The organism is Paraburkholderia phenoliruptrix (assembly GCF_902859825.1).
Lineage (GTDB): Bacteria > Pseudomonadota > Gammaproteobacteria > Burkholderiales > Burkholderiaceae > Paraburkholderia > Paraburkholderia phenoliruptrix.
The window spans coordinates 1-17,222 of record NZ_CADIKB010000018.1; the positions used below are offsets into that span (position 1 = coordinate 1).

Sequence of the window (17,222 nt, forward strand, 5' to 3'; positions counted from 1 at the left end):
GCCCGAAATATCAGCCGAGCCATTGCCCGAGATGTTGGTCGAACCCGTGTCGATGACGCCCGTGCCGTTGGTCGTGTTGCCGCTGACATTGATCGTGCCGTTATCCGTCACGTTCACATCGCCATTGATCACCGCGCCATTGCCGTTCTTCGAGTCCCCCGAAATGTTGGCCGAGCCGTCGCCGGAAATGTTGATTGCACCGTTATCGATCACGCCGCTGCCGTTGCCAGCCGCATTACCGGAAACGTTGAGCGTGCCGTTATCCGTCACGTTCACGTCGCCGTTGATCACCGCGCCATTGCCGTTCTTCGAATCGCCGGAAATGTTGGCCGAGCCATTGCCCGAGATGTTGGTCGAACCGTTGTCGATCACACCCGTGCCGTTGGTCGTGTTGCCGCTGACGTTCAGCGCGCCGTTGCCACTCACATTCACGTCGCCGTCGATAGCCGTGCCGTCGCCATTCTTCGAGCCGCCCGAGAAGTTCGCCGTGCCGTTGCCCGAGATGTCGATGGTGCCGCCGTCGATGACGCCCGTGCCGTTCGTCGAGTTGCCGCTGAAGTTGGCCGTGCCGTAGTCGGTCACATTCACGGCGCCGTCGATCACCGCGCCATTGCCGTTGGTCGAGTCGCCCGAGACGTTCGCTGCGCCGTTGCCGGAAATGTCGATCGTGCCCGTATCGCCTTCGGTGAAGCCCGTGCCGTTGGTCGAATTGCCGCTGATGTCGGCCGTGCCGTTGTCGGTGACGTTCACACCGCCGTCGATGACCGTGCCGTTGCCGTTCTTCGAACCGCCCGAGATATTGGCTGCGCCGTTGCCGGAAATGTCGATGGAGCCGTTCTGGCCTTCGATCACGCCGGTGCCGTTGCCAGCTGCGTTGCCGGAGACGTTGAGCGTGCCGTTGTCCATCACGTTGACGCTGCCGTCCATTGCGACACCGTTGCCGTCGGTCGAGTTACCGGCGATGCTCGAGGCGCCGTTGCCGGACACGTTGATCGAGCCGTTCTGCACCACGCCCGCGCCATTAGCCGACGTCCCGGAAATGTCAGTGGTGCTGTTGCCAGAGATATTGATGGTGCCGTTGTTGCCTTCCACGACGCCCGAGCCATTTGCGGACTGCCCGGAAATGTTGACAGTAGCGTTGTCCGTCGCATTGAGGCTGCCGTTGGCGACAACACCCGTGCCATTGGTCGAGTTACCCACGATATTCAGCGCGCCGTTTCCGGCCACGCTCATGTTGTCGCCGGCATAGAGATTGACCGCCACGCCGTCCGATGAAGAGCCGTTCAGGTTGACCGTACCATTGCCGGTAACATTGGCGCCACCGGTGGGAGAACCGTAGATGCCCATGCCGGTTGCGGAGCCACCATTTACGTTCAGTGTTCCGTTGTCCGTCACGGTATTCATGTAGCGGAGGCCGACGCCCGCAGCCGTGTTCGACCACCCGTTGATGTCGACAGTGCCGTTGCCTGAGACATTGAGGCCGCCCGGTCCGGTCACTTGATCCCAGACACCCCAACTGGTATTTGAACTGCCGTTGATGACCAGCCTGGCGTCGTCAGTCACATTAGCAGAGGCGGCTTCAAACCAGGTGCCCATGCTGGACCGACTGGTGCCGTCGTAGGAAACACTGGCGTTGCCGCTCTCCGATAGGCTGCCACGAGCGCGTGTCCCGACGCCAGTCTGCGACGTACCTGCTACTTTGAGGGATGTGTCGTCCGACAGACTGAGGTTCCCGTCAATATACGCACCCGTGCCGTTCGTGCTATTGCCCTCAACGCTCAACGCGCTGTTACCTGACACATTGCCCGTCACCGACAGCGACGCACCCGTGCCGTTCGTGCTATTGCCCTCAACGCTCAACGCGCTATTGCCCGACACATTGCCCGTCAACGACAGCGACGCACCCGTGCCGTTGGTGCTATTGCCCTCAACGCTCAACGCGCTGTTATCCGACACATTGCCCGTCAACGACAGCGACGCACCCGTGCCGTTCGTGCTATTGCCGCTCACAGTGAGCGAACTGTTGCCCGAGATGTCGCCGTTCACCGCTACCGAACTCCCGACGCCATTCGTGCTCGAGCCAGTGATGTTAATGGCCGCATTTCCGGCCATATTGAAATAGACGGGACTGTTCCATGAATAAAACGCAACACCAGCCGCATTCGAGCTGGTCCCGTTAACATTGAATTGGCCGTCGTCCCAAACATTCACATGGGTCGCATACCCAAGAACGCCGTAGCTCTCAGAACTGGTACCTACAACATTGATATGCGCGGTGTTAGAGATGTTGAAAGTCGTTTGCGAAATGGAATATGCAGCAGCACCTAGCGAAACGCCCGCGCCCGCGGAACTCGAACCGGACAGGTTCAATGTAGCGTTATTGAGTACGTCCACAGTGGCGTTGCCGGAATACCCGGCCTCTCCGAATTGAATCCCGATGCCCGTATTCGATGTGCCAACGGCATTGACCGCGCCGCCTGTTTCGGCGAAGTGAGAATCGTGAGCGAAATGAACCCCGACACCTGTATTCGACGACCCATGGATGGCTAGCGCACCGCTACCGACCTTGGTGACGTTGCCTGCAACAACAACGCCGTCGCCTGCGTTGGCAAAACCAGTAATCGAGCCGCCGCCAATATTCGTCTGATTGCCATTGAGATAGACGGCAGCCGCGCCTGCAAGGCCATTGCCATTCACCGTGTTACCCGAGATCGTCAGCGTGCCGCCGCCCAGATCCGTATTGGCGCCTTGCACGGTCACCGAACCATTGTGATTGCCGCTCATGTCGGCAGTCAGATTCAGGTTGAGCTTGTTGCTGGTCGTCGTGATATTGCCGTTCAGCTGGATGCTGCCGTTGGCAAGCATCGTCAGGTTCGCGTTACCACCCGCCGTCTTGACAATATCCGCGCCCGCCTGCTGCACGATATTACCCGTCGCCGTGCCCGAGCTCGCCGTCGTAATCGTGACATCAGTTCCCGCGTTCAGCGCGTTGCTGATGGTCGTGTTCTTGACCGTGGCCGTGGTGTTCGTGCCACCGCTGAACGTGCCGCCGGACACATTGCCGCTATACCCGGCATCCGTTCCCGTGCTAATTGTCACATCCGTCGGGTCGATCAGCCACTGACCCGCCTGGCCCTCAGGCGCCGCAGCGCTCACCTGACCTTGCACGTCGAGGCTATGACCCGACGTTTCGACAAAGCCGCCGTTCCCGTGCGTGGAACCTGCCTTGATCGTTGCGGGCGCATCGACCTGCGTGTAGTTCGCGAACTGCACGCCGTTCTGCAGCATGCTCGCGGCTTGCGTGCCGTCCAGCTTGTGCAGACTGTCGCCGCCGATAATCACCTTGCCGCCCTGCCTCGCGCCGCTTGCATCGATGGATGCATTGCCGAACACACCCACGCGGTCGCCCGACAGCACCACCGTGCCGCCCGCGTCCGTCGCGCTCGACGCATCGATCCTGCCCGTAACCGCGACATCGCCCGTGTTGCCCGCATCAGCCACCACCGTGCCCGCGCGCACCACGCCCGAGAGGTTCACCACCGTGTTCAGCAGCGTGTTGCTGCCGCGCGCGGTCAGCAGGACCGTGCCGTTTTCGGCCTGGATGTTGCCGCTGTTTTCCACCAGCGCATTCGCCGACGCGTTCGTCAGCGTCAACTGGATGCCCTGGCCGTTCGGCAGCGCGACCATCGCGCTGTCGCCCGCGGCGAGCGCCACCTGGCCGCCTTGCGCGGTCGTGATCGTGCCGCTGTTGCGCACCTGGTCGCCCATCAGGACGACGTAGCCTTGCGCGTTGATCGCGCCGTCGTTGACCACGCTTGCGTTCGTGCCCGTCGAGCTCAGCGCGAGCGGGTTGCCCGCCATGAACGCGTTGGAATCGATCGACTTGGTGGTCGCCAGCAGCGAGCCGACGTTCACCACCGCGCCCTTGCTGAACAGCACGCCGTTCGCGTTCTGGATCAGCACCTGGCCGTTCGCCAGCAAGGAGCCCTGAATGTTCGATGCACCGGCGCCCGTCACGCGGTTCAGCGCCTGCGCCTGCGCATTGGGCTGATTGAACTGGACCGTGTTGCCCTGACCGACGTTGAACGAGTTCCAGTCGATCACGGTACGCTGCGTACCTTGATTGATGGTCATCGTGTTGGTGTTCTGCGAGATGCTGGCCTGACCTGCGACCACCTGGCCGTTGGTCGGCAGCGACTGCGCGCGACTGAGCGACGGATGAAACGCAATCAGCGCGAGCGCCGTGGCAGTCATCGTCGAGATGACGCCGATCTCGCGGCCCGAGGCGCTGACGCCGGAACTTTCGCCTGCCGTTTTGCCTTGGCTCGTCACATTTTCTGCAACCGCGACGAGCATGCCGAGACGTTTGCTAAATACTCGGCGAAATCTATTCTTGTTCATGAAGACTCACAAATTTGTAGGGAACGCGACCGCCGCACACTGCGGCTCGACATTGCGCGAAGCGGGGCGACGGGCCGTCGTACTGCGCCAATGTTCGCCTTCGAGAATATGAGTCGCGCTATACAGACTGAATCAGACAAGGACTAAAAGCGGCTCGGATCAAGCGAAGCCTGTGCAGACAAATGCGGAAACCAGGACCGCGCGTTGAGCGCATTGAGAAGGGCTTGAGAGAGCGCCGCCACGCGGCTGAAGACGAGAAATGTCGTGACGCGCCAGCGCGAAAAGCGCGGGCGGCAAAGAAAAGACGAGGAGGAATTGCGAAACGTCGGCAACGAGCGCAGCACCGCGCCCGACAAACGCAGCGAAGATTCCGCGCGACGTTTCGGAAAAGTCTTAGACGCGACCGCGAAACCGTGGCCGCCGCAAAGAAAACTGCTTAGAAAGGCTTAATAACGACCAACGCCACCGCCGCCAGCATGCCCAGCACGGGCAGTTCGTTGAACATGCGATACCACTTGTGCGAGCGACGGTTCTCGCCACGCTCAAAAGTCCGCAGCAGCACGCCGCAGTATGCGTGATAGACGATAAGCAGCACGACCACGCCGACCTTCGCGTGAATCCAACCCTGACCCTGGCCGATTCCGGCGACGAGCCAAAGCCACAGTCCGCAAGCAAGCGCCGGCACCGCGATAAACGACATGAAACGGAACAGCTTGCGCGACATGATCAGGAGACGCTTGACCGCGGCGGGTTCGGTTTCCATCGCCAGATTGACGAAAATGCGCGGCAAATAGAACAGGCCGGCAAACCAGGAAGCGATCAGAACGATGTGGAACGTCTTGATCCAGAGCATCGGGTGTCCTTGGGTGATGGGTGAGTTGTTCAAGAGAGCGCCGGCGATGTTGCCGGCCCGGCATCGCGGCGTGAAGTGACGCGGCGTCGCGGTCGGAAAAAGATGTAAAGCGCGGCCGCGTTGCACGGCCACGCGTTGAATCGGCAGGCGCTTACTGGCGCCCTTCGCCATGCCCGAGCACGACATACTTGAGCGACGTCAAGCCCTCCAGGCCGACTGGACCGCGCGCGTGAAGCTTGTCGTTGGAGATGCCGATTTCCGCGCCGAGGCCGAACTCGAAGCCATCCGCGAAACGGGTCGAGGCGTTCACCATCACGCTTGCCGAATCCACTTCGCGCAGGAAGCGCATGGCGCGGTCGTGGTCTTCCGTCACGATCGCGTCGGTATGTTGCGAGCTGTAGGTGTTGATGTGCTCGATAGCCGCGTCCAGATCGTCCACCACCTTGATCGCGAGCACGGGCGCGAGGTATTCGGTGCGCCAGTCTTCTTCGGTGGCGTCGACGAGCGGGCCCACGCCTGCGTCCGTCAGCACTGCGCGCGCCGTCGCGTCCACGCGCAGCTCCACATTCTTCTCGCGGTACAGCTTGCCGAGCGGCGGCAACACAGCAGCCGCCATGCCGCGCGCGACCAGCAGCGTTTCCATCGTGTTGCAGGTGCCGTAACGGTGCGTTTTGGCGTTGTCGCAAACGGTCAGCGCCTTCGCGAGATCCGCGCGGTCGTCCACGTACACGTGGCAGATGCCGTCGAGATGCTTGATCATCGGCACGCGCGCTTCGTTCATGAGCCGCTCGATCAGGCTCTTGCCGCCGCGCGGCACGATCACGTCGACATATTCGGTCATCGTGATGAGCTTGCCGACCGCGGCGCGGTCCGACGTGGTGACCACCTGCACCGCGTCCTGCGGCAACCCGGCTGCCTGCAGTCCCTCGCCGATCAGTCTCGCGAGCGCCGTGTTGCATTCGAGCGCTTCCGAACCGCCGCGCAAAATGGTCGCGTTGCCTGATTTGAGGCACAGCGCAGCGGCGTCGATCGTCACATTAGGACGCGATTCGTAGATGATGCCGATCACGCCGAGCGGCACGCGCATCTGGCCGACCTGGATGCCACTGGGCCGGAACTTCAGATTGCTGATTTCGCCGATCGGATCAGCGAGCGCCGCGACCTGGCGCAAGCCTTCGACCATCGTGTTGAGCGCCTTGTCCGACAAGGTCAGGCGGTCGATAAAAGCCGCGTCGTGGCCCTTTTCGCGCGCCCGCGCGACGTCGCGCGCGTTGGCTTCCTTGAGCAGCGCGGCGTCGCGCTCGATGCCCGCTGCGACCGCCGCCAGCGCGGCGTTTTTGGCAGCCGTCGACGCCCGCGCCATCGCACGCGATGCCTGGCGGGCGCGGCGGCCGAGGTCGGTCATGTACTGGTCGATATCCATGGTGATTCTCGTCATGCCGCATCCGCGGACGGGCGGCGAACAGGCTGATTAACTGATTAGCAAAAGATGCAACGATTGTAAGTCGGGCCCGGGCGCTTCGCTGGCGTGGGCGTGGGCGTCTTGCTGCGTGGTTCGTGCTGCGTGCTTCACGTTCGCGCGCTGCTTGTTATAGCCGGATGCTGTGGCGCTTCGTGGCCGCGCTGCGCGGGCTGGCGGTTTTGTGCCGCAGCTTCGCTCGACTTCCTGCCGTGCGGCCTCGCCGCCTCAAAACTCGCCGACGCCGGGCGCAGCCCTGAACCTCACGCCGGCCTACGCGCCGCCGCAGCCGTCCCGCTGCGAGGTCGCGCCGGCGGCACAGCAGACGTCTTCGGCGACGCCACCGCCATTGCGAGCTCGAAGAGCCCATCCCACGGATCAGGCGGCGGATCGTTGCGATGATTGCCCGGCGTGCCGCCCGACAATCCCTTCACCTGCCGATCCAGCCGCGCCGCCAGCGCCAGCGCCTTTTCCAGCGCCGCTTCGGTGACACGCGACAAAGCCGGCCCGATCAGCCGCTCGCGCGGACCCCACACGCGGTTTTCGCGCACCAGCATGGCAAGCGGCTTGCCGGCCGCCACACCACGCTTGATGCGCAACAGCGTGCGTAATTCCTCGACGACGGCCCACAGCACCAGCACCGCCGCTTCGCCTTCGCCCTTCAGACCGTCGATCATGCGCGACAGGCGGCCGACGTCGCCCGCCAGCATCGCTTCATTGAGCTTGAACACGTCGTAACGCGCGACGTTCAGCACGGCGTCGTGAATCTGTTCGAAGCTCAACGCGCCGGCCGGATACAGCAGCCCGAGCTTCTGAATTTCCTGATGCGCGGCGAGCAGATTGCCCTCCACACGCTCCGCGACGAACGCGAGCGCGCGCCGCCCTTCCTCGCCCGCGGCCACGCGCTGGCCTTGCGCCGCGAGCCGCTGGCCGACCCAGTTCGGCAGCTGCGCGCGCTCGACCGGATCGATTTTCAACGCGACGCCCGCGTCGGCGAGCGCCGTGAACCACGCCGATTTCTGCGTGGCCGCGTCGAGGCGCGGCAGCGTGATCATGGTGACCACGTCGTCGTTGACGGAGCCCGCGAGCGTCTTGAGCGCGTCCGCGCCTTCCTTGCCGGGCTTGCCCGACGGAATGCGCAATTCGACGAGTTGCCGGTCGCCGAAGAGCGACATCGACTGACTCGCGCCCAGAAGCGAACTCCAGTCGAAACTGCGCTCCACGGTGAATACCGAGCGGTCGGTAAAGCCCGCCGCGCGCGCCGCCGCGCGAATGCGGTCGCACGCTTCCTGCGCGAGCAGGTGCTCGTCGCCGTACACGACGTACAGTCCGGCGAGTCCCTTGGCGAGATGCGCTTCGAGCGCGTCAAGTCGCAGTTGCATGGCTACGTGTATCTCTGATCTGATCGGCGCGCGACGCTCACAGCGGCGGCGGCGGCAACGGCGCGCGCGGCGCGACGCCCGGCACCTGCTCGCCCGGCGCCGGATGCAGCGAACGCACGCTCGACAGACGCCGCGTGAGCTGGTCGATGGCGTCGTTTTCCATGTCGGCGAAGAGAATGTCCGACTCCGCCGTTTTCGCCTGCGAGTACCGGTCGCTGTAGGTCATCGCCCGATTCAGCGCGATCACGCTCGGCGGGATCAGCACCGTGCCGTCCTTGCCGACGAGCGTGTAATTCATGTTCAGATTCAATTGATATTCGGCGACGACGCCCAGCGAATTCAGCGTGAGCGTGCTCGTGCCGCGCGCTTCGGTGATCTGCAAGGTCGCGTCCGCGTTCGCCACCGACGTCACCACCACCGTGTCGCTGCCGCCTTGCACGATGCGCGCGAGCCGCGCGCTCGCCGCCGGCGAGCCGCCCGCGATGAAGAGGCGCTTGAAGGCATAGTCCTGCTGGCCGCGCAGCTGGAAGCCGCACGCGGACAACATCAGTACGCTGCAAGCCAGCGTTACAAAAAGCGATCTGCGAGTCACATTGGCTCCTGGTTCGCAGTGAATTCCCGGCGCGCGGCATGCGCCGCCGCGCGGGGCGGCGCGATGCCTGCCGGCAGGTATGGCCATGCGGTCAAACGACCACGTTCACGAGACGGCCCGGCACCACGATAATCTTCTTCGGCGCCTTGCCTTCGCTGAACTTCGCGACCATTTCGTGCGCGGCCGCAAGCTGTTCGATCGATTCGCGCGACGCGTCTTTCGCCACCGTCAGCGCGCCGCGCACCTTGCCGTTCACCTGCAGCACGAGTTCGATTTCGGACTGCTCGAGCGCTTTTTCATCGACCTTGGGCCACGGCGCGTCGAGCAGCGAGCCGAATTCGTCGGCGTAACCGAGTTCCTGCCACAACTGGAACGTAAGGTGCGGCACGACCGGATACAGCACGCGCAACATCACGCCGTAGGTTTCGCGCAGCACGGCCGGCAGCGCGCCCTTCGCGCCGTCGAGCGCGTTGAGCATCTTCATGGCCGCCGACACGACCGTGTTGTACTGCAGACGCTGATAGTCGAAGTCTGCCTGCTTCAGCACGCTATAGATTTCGCGACGCAGCAGCTTGTCGGCGTCGCCGAGTTGCGCGGCGTCGAACTGCCCGCCTGCGCGCAGCGCGGCTTCGTTCGCGTGAGCGAAACTCCAGACGCGGCGCAGGAAGCGGCTCGCGCCTTCCACGCCCGAGCCCGACCATTCGAGCTGCTGCTCGGGCGGCGCGGCGAACATGACGAACAGACGCGCGGTGTCCGCGCCGTGCTGGTCGATCAACGATTGCGGGTCGACACCGTTGTTCTTCGACTTCGACATCTTTTCGACGCCGCCGAGCACGACCGGCTGGCCGTCCGCGTTGAGCACGGCGCCGACCGGGCGGCCCTTGTCGTCGAACGAAACCGTGACGTCCGCCGGGTTGTACCAGGTCTTCTTGCCCGCCGCGTCTTCGCGGTAATACGTTTCGTTGAGCACCATGCCCTGCGTGAGCAGGTTCTTGGCCGGCTCGCCGAACTTGACGAGACCCAGGTCGCGCATCACCTTCGCCCAGAAGCGCGAGTACAACAGGTGCAGAATGGCGTGCTCGATACCGCCGATGTACTGGTCCATCGGCGCCCAGTAGTCGGTGCGCTCGTCGACCATGGTCTTGGCGTCCGGCGACGCATAGCGGTAGAAGTACCACGACGAATCGACGAACGTGTCCATCGTGTCGGTTTCGCGTTTGGCCGCGCCGCCGCAGGTCGGGCAGTTGCAGTTCAGGAACGCTTCCGACTTTGCGAGCGGGTTGCCCGTGCCGTCCGGCACGAGGTCTTCAGGCAGCACGACCGGCAGGTCTTTTTCCGGCACCGGCACGTCGCCGCACTTCGGGCAGTGGATGATCGGAATCGGCGTGCCCCAGTAGCGCTGGCGCGACACGCCCCAGTCGCGCAGACGCCACGTGATCTGCTTGTCGCCGAGACCGAGCGCCTTCAGGTCGGCGGCAATGGCGTCCACGGCCTGTTCGTAGTTGAGGCCGTCGTATTTGCCGCTGTTGACGAGCGTGCCCGTCTTCTCGCCGTACCATTCCTGCCAGGCGTCGGTCGAAAACGCCTTGCCTTCCACTGCGACCACCTGCCTGATCGGCAGACCGTATTTCTTCACGAAGGCGAAGTCACGCTCGTCGTGCGCCGGCACGCCCATCACCGCGCCTTCGCCGTAGCTCATCAGCACGTAGTTGCCGATCCACACCTCGACCTGTTCCTGCGTGAGCGGATGCGTGACGTAGAAGCCCGTCGCCATGCCCTTCTTTTCCATGGTCGCGACGTCGGCTTCGGCCACGCCGCCGCGCTTGCATTCGTCGATGAAAGCCTGCAGCTCCGGCTTGTCTTTCGCGAGGCGCGTGGCGAGCGGGTGCTCGGCGGCAATCGCGCAGAAAGTCACGCCCATGATCGTGTCGGCGCGCGTGGTGAACACGCGCAACAGCTTCTGCTCGCCGTCGATCTCATACGGGAAACCGAAATTCACGCCGAAGCTCTTGCCGATCCAGTTCTGCTGCATGATCTTGACGCGCTCGGGCCAGCCGAGGCCTTCCAGATCGTTCAGCAGCTCGTCCGCGTACTGCGTGATGCGCATGTAGTACATCGGGATTTCGCGCTTTTCGACAAGCGCGCCCGACCGCCAGCCGCGGCCTTCGATCACCTGCTCGTTCGCGAGCACGGTCTGGTCGACCGGGTCCCAGTTGACGGTGCCGGTTTTCTTGTACGCGATGCCTTTTTCCAGCATCTTCAGGAACAGCCACTGGTTCCACTTGTAGTAGTCCGGGCTGCAGGTGGCGACTTCGCGCGACCAGTCGATGGCGAGGCCCATGGACTGCATCTGCTTCTTCATGTAAGCGATGTTGTCGTACGTCCATTTGGCCGGCGGCACGTTGTTCGCCATCGCCGCGTTTTCCGCGGGCATGCCGAACGCGTCCCAACCCATCGGCATCAGCACGTTGTAGCCGTTCATCCGCAGATAGCGGTACATCACGTCGTTGATCGTGTAATTGCGCACGTGCCCCATGTGCAGCTTGCCCGACGGGTACGGCAGCATCGAGACGCAATAGAACTTGGGCTTGTCGGTGGTTTCCGACGTCTTGTACGCGTCGACGGCGCGCCATTGCCCTTGCGCGGCGGATTCGACGTCGGAGGGAACGTATTTTTCGTGCATGGTGTGATGGGATCGCTGGGTTCGGTGCTTCCGCACCGGCCGCTATGCTGCTTTGGTGCTTTTGCTGGATGAAATGGCGTCGTTTCCCCTTCTGCGGGGGAAAGGGCTGATTATACCGTTCGCAGACCGCGGCGCCGCGCTCCGAACGCCGCTGCCTACTGCTTCGGGGCCGGCGGCGGGTCGGTCACGAAGCCGATGCGCTCGAGACCGGCCTGCTGCGCGGCGCCCATGACCTGCGCGATCACCTCGTAGCGGGTATTGCGCTCGGCGTGCAGGTGGATTTCGGGCTGCGCGGTGGTGGTTTCGTCGGTCGCTGTGGATGCCGTGCTGGCTGTGCCGGCCTGGGCGGCTTGCGCGAAGCGCGCGCGCATCTGCTCGAGCGTGATCGGCGCGCCGTTCCAGTAGAGCTTGCCCGCGGCGTCGATGGAAAGCGAAATGGTTTGCGGCGTCTCACGCGCGGGCGCGGCCGCGACTTTCGGCAGATCGAGACGGATGGCGTGCGTGAACAACGGCGCGGTAATGATGAAAATGACCAGCAGCACCAGCATGACGTCGATCAACGGCGTCATGTTGATCTCCGCCATGGGCGCGGCCGTCTGCTTTTTCTCGAGTCCGCCGAATGCCATGTCGATCTCCTTCGTCGCGTGCCCGGTTGGCCTGTTGCGTTATCGCGTTAGCGTGCCGGATGGAACGGTTGGGCTGTCGAATTCATCGGCCCGTGCTTCATTGCTCAGCGCAGCATACAGCGGCTCAGCGACCCTGTTGAGCCGCGGCCGGCTGGCCGCGCGGCGCCGCCTGCGGTTGCCCGGCGGGCGCACAGACATAGGCGTGCAGGTCGTGCGCGAAGCCGTCGAGCTCTTCCGATAACTGCCGCACGAGACGCCCCAGCACGTTGTACGCGAGCACGGCAGGAATCGCGACGACGAGGCCGAAGGCGGTCATGATGAGCGCCTCGCCGACGGGTCCGGCGACGTTTTCGATCTGCGCCTGACCGCTTGCCGCGATGCTGCCGAGCGCGTGGTAAATGCCCCAAACGGTGCCGAGCAGCCCGACGAAAGGCGCCGTGCTGCCGACTGAAGCGAGCAGCACCTGACCGAATTCCAGCCGTCGTTGCGACGCATTGAGCGCCTGGCGCAGCGCTCTGAGCACGCGCTCGCCGCGCTCCACGCGTGCGAGCAATGCGCCGGGAATGTCCACCTCGGACGCATGGAGCGCCGCTTCGGCGAGCGGCGCGAAGACGCGCTCGCGGTCGGCGCGCTTCAACGCGGCGACGCCTTCCGCAAGCGTCGGCGCCTGCCAGAAGCGTGCGACCGCGCGTGCGCCCTGGCGCTTCGCGCGCAGCAGCACCCAGCTCTTGACGATCAGAAAGCACCAGCTCGCAATGGACATCGCCAGCAGCACATAAGCGACGCCATGCGTGATTGCGTCGCTCGTTTGCAGGTAATGGATGATGCCGCTGCCGCCTGCCATCTGACCTCGCCTGAAGAAAATTCGCCTTGGCCTGCTTTATTTAGCGCAGACCCAGCACGTCCTGCATGTCGAAGAAACCGGTTTCGTGGCCTTCGAGGAAACGCACCGCACGAAGCGCGCCCTGCGCGTACGACAGACGGCTCGCCGATTTGTGCGTGATTTCGATGCGCTCGCCGATGCCCGCGAACAGCACCGTATGGTCGCCGACGATATCGCCGCCGCGAATCGCCGAAAAGCCGATGGTGGACGGATCCCGTTCGCCCGTCACGCCTTCGCGGCTGTAGACCGCGCAGTCGTCGAGATTGCGGCCGAGCGCGTTGGCGATGACCTCGCCCATGGTGAGCGCCGTGCCCGACGGCGCGTCGACCTTGTGACGGTGATGCGCCTCGATAATCTCAATGTCGTAGCCGGTCGCGAAATGCTTTGCCGCGAATTCCAGCAGCTTCAGCGTGACGTTGACGCCCACGCTCATATTCGACGCGAACATGATCGCGATCTTGTCCGCCGCGGCCCGCAATTGCGCTTTCTGCGCGTTGTCGAAGCCAGTCGTGCCGATCACCATTTTGACGTTGTGGCGCTGCGCCGCTTCGAGGTGCATCAGCGTGCCTTCGGGGCGCGTGAAGTCGATCAGGTAGTCGGACTCGGCGAACACCCGTTCGATGTCGTCCGTCAGCACGACGCCCGTCTGTTTGCCGAGAAAAGCGCCGGCGTCCTGGCCCAGCTGCGGGGAGCCCGCGCGGTCGAGCGCGCCGGACAGCGTGGCGTCGGAATCGTTGAGAACGGTTTCGATGAGCATGCGGCCCATACGGCCCGATGCGCCAGCAATCGCAATTTTCATGGCTACGAGGGTTCGGAAGAACAGCCCGGCAAGGGCGGGCAAAAGCGGCGGCGGGCAGCACGCCCTCGCGCCGCGCATGACTGGAACAGCAGAGAACCGGACGGCGCCGCGCAACCCAGGCGCTGCATCACAGCGGTGGATTGCACAGCGACCGTCTTAAAACAAGGACAGCGAGATTACTGGCTCGTTCCCGACGTGGACGGCGCGGTGAGCGGCGCGTTGTACGTCGGGCCGTTGCCGCCTTGCGACGAACCCGTGGGCCCAACCGGATTGTCTTGCGCCGACGGCGACGGCGGCGGCGGCGGACGGTGGAACTGGAACTGCGGCTGCCCCGCGGACGTCGGGCCTTGCGACGGCACGCCGCCGGCATTGGCCGTGGGCGCCGTGGAGCGCACCGACGAAGGCGTGTTGCGCGAAGGCGCCTGCACTGCATTCGTCGCACGATTGGCGGCCTGCGCGGCTTCCGCGTTCGGGTCGGTGGACGGCGCGGCGACGGCGGCCGCACCCTCGACGGACGGCGAACGCGTGGTGTCCACGGTGACCGGCGCCGCCGCGGCCGGCGCGCTCGTAGCTGCGGCGCTAGCGGCGCTCGCCGCAACCGGCGCCGCGGCCTTCTTGCCGCGCTTGTCGCCGTCGATCTCGGCCAGCAGTTCGAGGTTGGACGGCAGATCTTCCCCGCCGCTCCAGCTCGCGACACGGTCGCCCGCGAACATCACGACGAAATCGCGCTGCTGCACGACGTTGGTCGAGCCGCGCTTGAAATAGAACACATAATCCCAGCGGTCCGCGTGGAACATGTCGGTGAGAAGCGGCGTGCCGAGCAACTGACGCACCTGGGCGCGCGACATACCCACCTGCATTTGCGCAGCGGCTTCTTTCGAAACGAAATTGCCTTGCACAACGGTAATCCGGTACGGCGTGATGCTTTGAGCAATCCGCTGCGTAACGCTGTCGTACGTGGAACATCCTGCAAGAATCGCGACAGCCGCAACAGCGATCAAGGTACCCCGCATGCGGCTCCCCCGGTAGATCAGTTGAGATTTTGAAATCATTTCACTCACCGTGCGGGCCCGCTGACGAGCCGCGCGAGTTTCATTCCATCGAAGATGACCAGAACGGCAAAAACACATTACTATGAGAGCCCAGCATTGTACTCTAGGGATCCCTTGTCATGACCAATCCAACCGATCTCAAGAATATCGGGCTCAAGGCGACCCTTCCGCGCCTCAAAATCCTTGAGATTTTCCAGCACAGCCCGGTCCGTCACCTGACGGCCGAAGACGTGTACCGCAACCTCCTGCATGAGGAGCTCGATATCGGTCTCGCCACCGTTTATCGCGTGCTCACGCAGTTCGAGCAGGCCGGCCTGCTGTCGCGCAGCAACTTCGAATCGGGCAAGGCGGTGTTCGAACTGAACGAAGGGTCGCATCACGACCATCTGGTGTGCCTCGACTGCGGGCTCGTCGAGGAATTTTTCGACTCCGAAATCGAGAACCGCCAGCAGTCCATTGCGAAGGAACGCGGCTTCAAGCTGCAGGAGCACGCGTTGGCGCTGTACGGCGTCTGCACGAAGGAAAATTGCCCGCATCGCAAGCATTGACGCGGCGGCGGCCGTGTCGGGGGGCGCGGTCGCAAGGTGAGCAATGAGCAGAAAATGGCCCGGCCGGGTGAAATCGGCCGGGCCATTTTTTTGTTGGGCAGCGCGTGTTGGGCAGCTTCTGGTTCAACAACAGCGGCACCGCAGCGAAGCTTGCCGGAGCGCCACTTCCCCTGCGCTTTATCCCGCTTCTTTGCGCTTGGTTCGGCTCGCCTGCTGCCGCGCTTACGCCACGATCTCCGTGCTTCCCACGCGCTCCGGAAACGTCTCCGGCAGCGCGAGCCGCAACCGCTGCGGCAAGTCCTGTTCGTCGCAGTTGCGCTGTTCTCCGCCGCGGTCCACGACCAGAAAATCGCTCACGCGATCGAGCGCAAGGAGCGGATGATGCCAGACGCCCTTCGCGTAATTGACGCCCTGCCAGGCGTCGGTCCAGAAGCCGCGCAACTGCGTGGCGTCCAGCTCGCCAGCGGGCGCCACGACGATCAGATACCGGCACGGCATCAAGGGAATGAAAGCCTGACTGCCGAGCGGGTGCCGCTCCATCATCGCGATGTCGACCGGAAGCGCGTGCGGCTGCGCGCGGAACAGGTTGATGAGCGGCCGGCCGCCGTCGTCCGTCACGTCGACGCGCGCGAGGTCGTGATAGCGCTCGGTCGTGCCGCCGTTGATCGGGAAATGACGCGCGCCGTCGAGCTCGATCACGTCCCCGAACGGAGCGAACGCCTCGCGCGTGAGACGCTGCAGCGGCAATGTGCCCGGCCATGTCGCTTCTGATGTCTTCATGCGACGCTCCGTTAGGCGAGCTCGCCCCACAGGCGCAGCCGCGACACGCCGCCATCGGGGAAGATATTGAAACGCACGTGCGTGACGGCGCCGAGCGACGCGAGCGCGTCCGCGAACGTGTGGACGTGGTCCATCTGCAGCTTCTGCTCGTCGAGCAGCACGGGCCAGAACATGGCCTGCGTGACGAGCGAGTCGTCCGTGCCGCCGGTGACGCGCGCCGCCTGCAGCGAGCAGCGATCCGGGAAATTGCCCTTGAAATGGGCCGTATCCACTTCGATCTTGCGGATCACGCCTGGCCGTGCGAGCGCGACGATCGCCCAGTCGTTGCCCGGCTCGCGGCGGCGCCGCGTTTCCCAGCCGTCGCCCATGTTGACGCCGCGGCCGGGCATCAGCATCTGCGAAGCGGGGCCGAAATGCTGGTTGTTGGTGGCGACCAGATAGGCGCCGTTTTCAATCGCCGCGAGGTCGAGCAGCGTGCCGCGCTCGACGCGCTCCCAGTCGCGCTTCGGCTGTCCATACACACGCAGACGCGCGAGGCCGCCGTCCGGATACAGATTCACGCGCAGGTGCGTGAAGGCGCGCGCGTCGTTCACCTCGACGTAATGGTGCTGGTTGCCCTGCAGCGTCGTCGCCGGGACGAGCGTTTGCCAGTCGGCGTCAGCGGGCGGCACGTCGCCCTCCACGTGACAGGCGTCGATCGACGCGGCCGGCGGGAAGTTGCCGGTGAAGTGGCTCGTGTCGAGATCGACGCCATGCACCACGCCCGGCCGCGCGAGGCGGATCACGCAGTGATCGTGGCCGCTCGTGCGCTTGCGGCGGGTTTCCCAGCCGTCCATCCATTTGCCGTGGTCGTCGTATTTGCCGGCGATGAACACCGCCGGCTGCGGATCGAGCATGCGCTCTTTCGGCGCGAAGAATTCGTCGCTCGCAAAGAGCGCCTTTGCGCCGAGCCGCGGATCGGCGAGATTCATGTAGCGACGGGTGAAAGCGGGAGCGTTCGGGTCGAGGATCGGATTGGCCATGGTTTGGAGTCGAGCGACGAAAGGGTTGGAGATGCGTCGGGGCGGGTCGCGTCAGCCGTGCGGGGCGGGGATCGCATGGGCCGCGCCCGGCGCGGGAAACGTGCGAGGCGGACGCGTCAGGCGGACGCGCGTTCAAACACCC

14 protein-coding genes are annotated in these 17,222 nt (G+C 64.1%); 2 read left to right on the forward strand and 12 right to left on the reverse strand.

The window, feature by feature from the left end:
• Nucleotides 1-4,401: beta strand repeat-containing protein (locus HV711_RS18320; RefSeq protein WP_175145186.1), on the reverse strand; the 4,401-nt coding region annotated here is incomplete at its 3' end.
• Between the two features lie 264 nt (nt 4,402-4,665).
• On the opposite strand from HV711_RS18320, the gene HV711_RS18325 reads away from it, so the two are divergent.
• Nucleotides 4,666-4,851, forward strand: a complete 186-nt coding sequence (locus HV711_RS18325) for a hypothetical protein (RefSeq protein ID WP_175145188.1) — start codon at nt 4,666-4,668, stop codon at nt 4,849-4,851.
• On the opposite strand, the gene HV711_RS18330 is transcribed toward HV711_RS18325, so the two are convergent.
• From HV711_RS18330 to HV711_RS18370, 9 genes are all read right to left on the reverse strand, one after another.
• Nucleotides 4,838-5,254: a CopD family protein gene (locus tag HV711_RS18330; protein WP_013589605.1), complete on the reverse strand. Its 417-nt coding sequence runs from the start codon at nt 5,252-5,254 to the stop codon at nt 4,838-4,840. The genes HV711_RS18325 and HV711_RS18330 overlap by 14 nt on opposite strands.
• 151 nt (nt 5,255-5,405) lie before the next feature.
• Nucleotides 5,406-6,677, reverse strand: a complete 1,272-nt coding sequence (locus HV711_RS18335; RefSeq protein ID WP_035484253.1) for a glutamate-5-semialdehyde dehydrogenase — start codon at nt 6,675-6,677, stop codon at nt 5,406-5,408.
• A 299-nt stretch (nt 6,678-6,976) separates the two neighbouring features.
• Entirely contained in the window at nt 6,977-8,095 is a 1,119-nt protein-coding gene (gene holA / locus HV711_RS18340; protein WP_035484255.1) for a DNA polymerase III subunit delta, read from the reverse strand.
• Nucleotides 8,096-8,132: 37 nt separating this feature from the next.
• The gene (locus HV711_RS18345; protein WP_013589608.1) at nt 8,133-8,687 is read right to left on the reverse strand and encodes an LPS-assembly lipoprotein LptE; all 555 of its coding nucleotides are present in this window, start codon (nt 8,685-8,687) and stop codon (nt 8,133-8,135) included.
• A gap of 91 nt (nt 8,688-8,778) precedes the next feature.
• Nucleotides 8,779-11,370: a leucine--tRNA ligase gene (gene leuS / locus HV711_RS18350; protein ID WP_035484257.1), complete on the reverse strand. Its 2,592-nt coding sequence runs from the start codon at nt 11,368-11,370 to the stop codon at nt 8,779-8,781.
• Nucleotides 11,371-11,525: 155 nt separating this feature from the next.
• Nucleotides 11,526-11,996, reverse strand: coding sequence for an ExbD/TolR family protein (locus HV711_RS18355; RefSeq protein ID WP_028362808.1), 471 nt, complete (start codon nt 11,994-11,996; stop codon nt 11,526-11,528).
• Between the two features lie 124 nt (nt 11,997-12,120).
• A complete protein-coding gene (locus HV711_RS18360) occupies nt 12,121-12,840 on the reverse strand; it encodes a MotA/TolQ/ExbB proton channel family protein (protein WP_028362807.1) in 720 nt (239 codons plus the stop codon).
• Nucleotides 12,841-12,880: 40 nt separating this feature from the next.
• The gene (dapB, locus tag HV711_RS18365; RefSeq protein ID WP_035484258.1) at nt 12,881-13,678 is read right to left on the reverse strand and encodes a 4-hydroxy-tetrahydrodipicolinate reductase; all 798 of its coding nucleotides are present in this window, start codon (nt 13,676-13,678) and stop codon (nt 12,881-12,883) included.
• A 176-nt stretch (nt 13,679-13,854) separates the two neighbouring features.
• Nucleotides 13,855-14,691, reverse strand: a complete 837-nt coding sequence (locus tag HV711_RS18370) for an outer membrane protein assembly factor BamE (RefSeq protein ID WP_013589613.1) — start codon at nt 14,689-14,691, stop codon at nt 13,855-13,857.
• 158 nt (nt 14,692-14,849) lie between these two features.
• On the opposite strand from HV711_RS18370, the gene fur reads away from it, so the two are divergent.
• Complete coding sequence (gene fur / locus HV711_RS18375; RefSeq protein ID WP_013589614.1) at nt 14,850-15,278, forward strand: ferric iron uptake transcriptional regulator; 429 nt, start codon at nt 14,850-14,852, stop codon at nt 15,276-15,278.
• Nucleotides 15,279-15,500: 222 nt separating this feature from the next.
• Here fur and HV711_RS18380 read toward each other — a convergent pair whose 3' ends face one another.
• Both HV711_RS18380 and alc read right to left on the reverse strand, forming a co-directional pair.
• Nucleotides 15,501-16,058: an ureidoglycolate lyase gene (locus tag HV711_RS18380; RefSeq protein ID WP_013589615.1), complete on the reverse strand. Its 558-nt coding sequence runs from the start codon at nt 16,056-16,058 to the stop codon at nt 15,501-15,503.
• A gap of 11 nt (nt 16,059-16,069) precedes the next feature.
• Nucleotides 16,070-17,080, reverse strand: coding sequence for an allantoicase (gene alc / locus HV711_RS18385; protein WP_035484259.1), 1,011 nt, complete (start codon nt 17,078-17,080; stop codon nt 16,070-16,072).
• Nucleotides 17,081-17,222: the final 142 nt, after the last annotated feature.

Coding starts and splice junctions, on each gene's coding strand:
- HV711_RS18380 (WP_013589615.1), bottom strand. CDS start 16,058: ATGAAGACATCAGAAGCGACATGGCCGGGCACATTGCCGCTGCAGCGT.
- leuS (WP_035484257.1), bottom strand. CDS start 11,370: ATGCACGAAAAATACGTTCCCTCCGACGTCGAATCCGCCGCGCAAGGG.
- HV711_RS18335 (WP_035484253.1), bottom strand. CDS start 6,677: ATGGATATCGACCAGTACATGACCGACCTCGGCCGCCGCGCCCGCCAG.
- dapB (WP_035484258.1), bottom strand. CDS start 13,678: ATGAAAATTGCGATTGCTGGCGCATCGGGCCGTATGGGCCGCATGCTC.
- holA (WP_035484255.1), bottom strand. CDS start 8,095: ATGCAACTGCGACTTGACGCGCTCGAAGCGCATCTCGCCAAGGGACTC.
- alc (WP_035484259.1), bottom strand. CDS start 17,080: ATGGCCAATCCGATCCTCGACCCGAACGCTCCCGCTTTCACCCGTCGC.
- HV711_RS18360 (WP_028362807.1), bottom strand. CDS start 12,840: ATGGCAGGCGGCAGCGGCATCATCCATTACCTGCAAACGAGCGACGCA.
- HV711_RS18330 (WP_013589605.1), bottom strand. CDS start 5,254: ATGCTCTGGATCAAGACGTTCCACATCGTTCTGATCGCTTCCTGGTTT.
- fur (WP_013589614.1), top strand. CDS start 14,850: ATGACCAATCCAACCGATCTCAAGAATATCGGGCTCAAGGCGACCCTT.
- HV711_RS18355 (WP_028362808.1), bottom strand. CDS start 11,996: ATGGCATTCGGCGGACTCGAGAAAAAGCAGACGGCCGCGCCCATGGCG.
- HV711_RS18370 (WP_013589613.1), bottom strand. CDS start 14,691: ATGCGGGGTACCTTGATCGCTGTTGCGGCTGTCGCGATTCTTGCAGGA.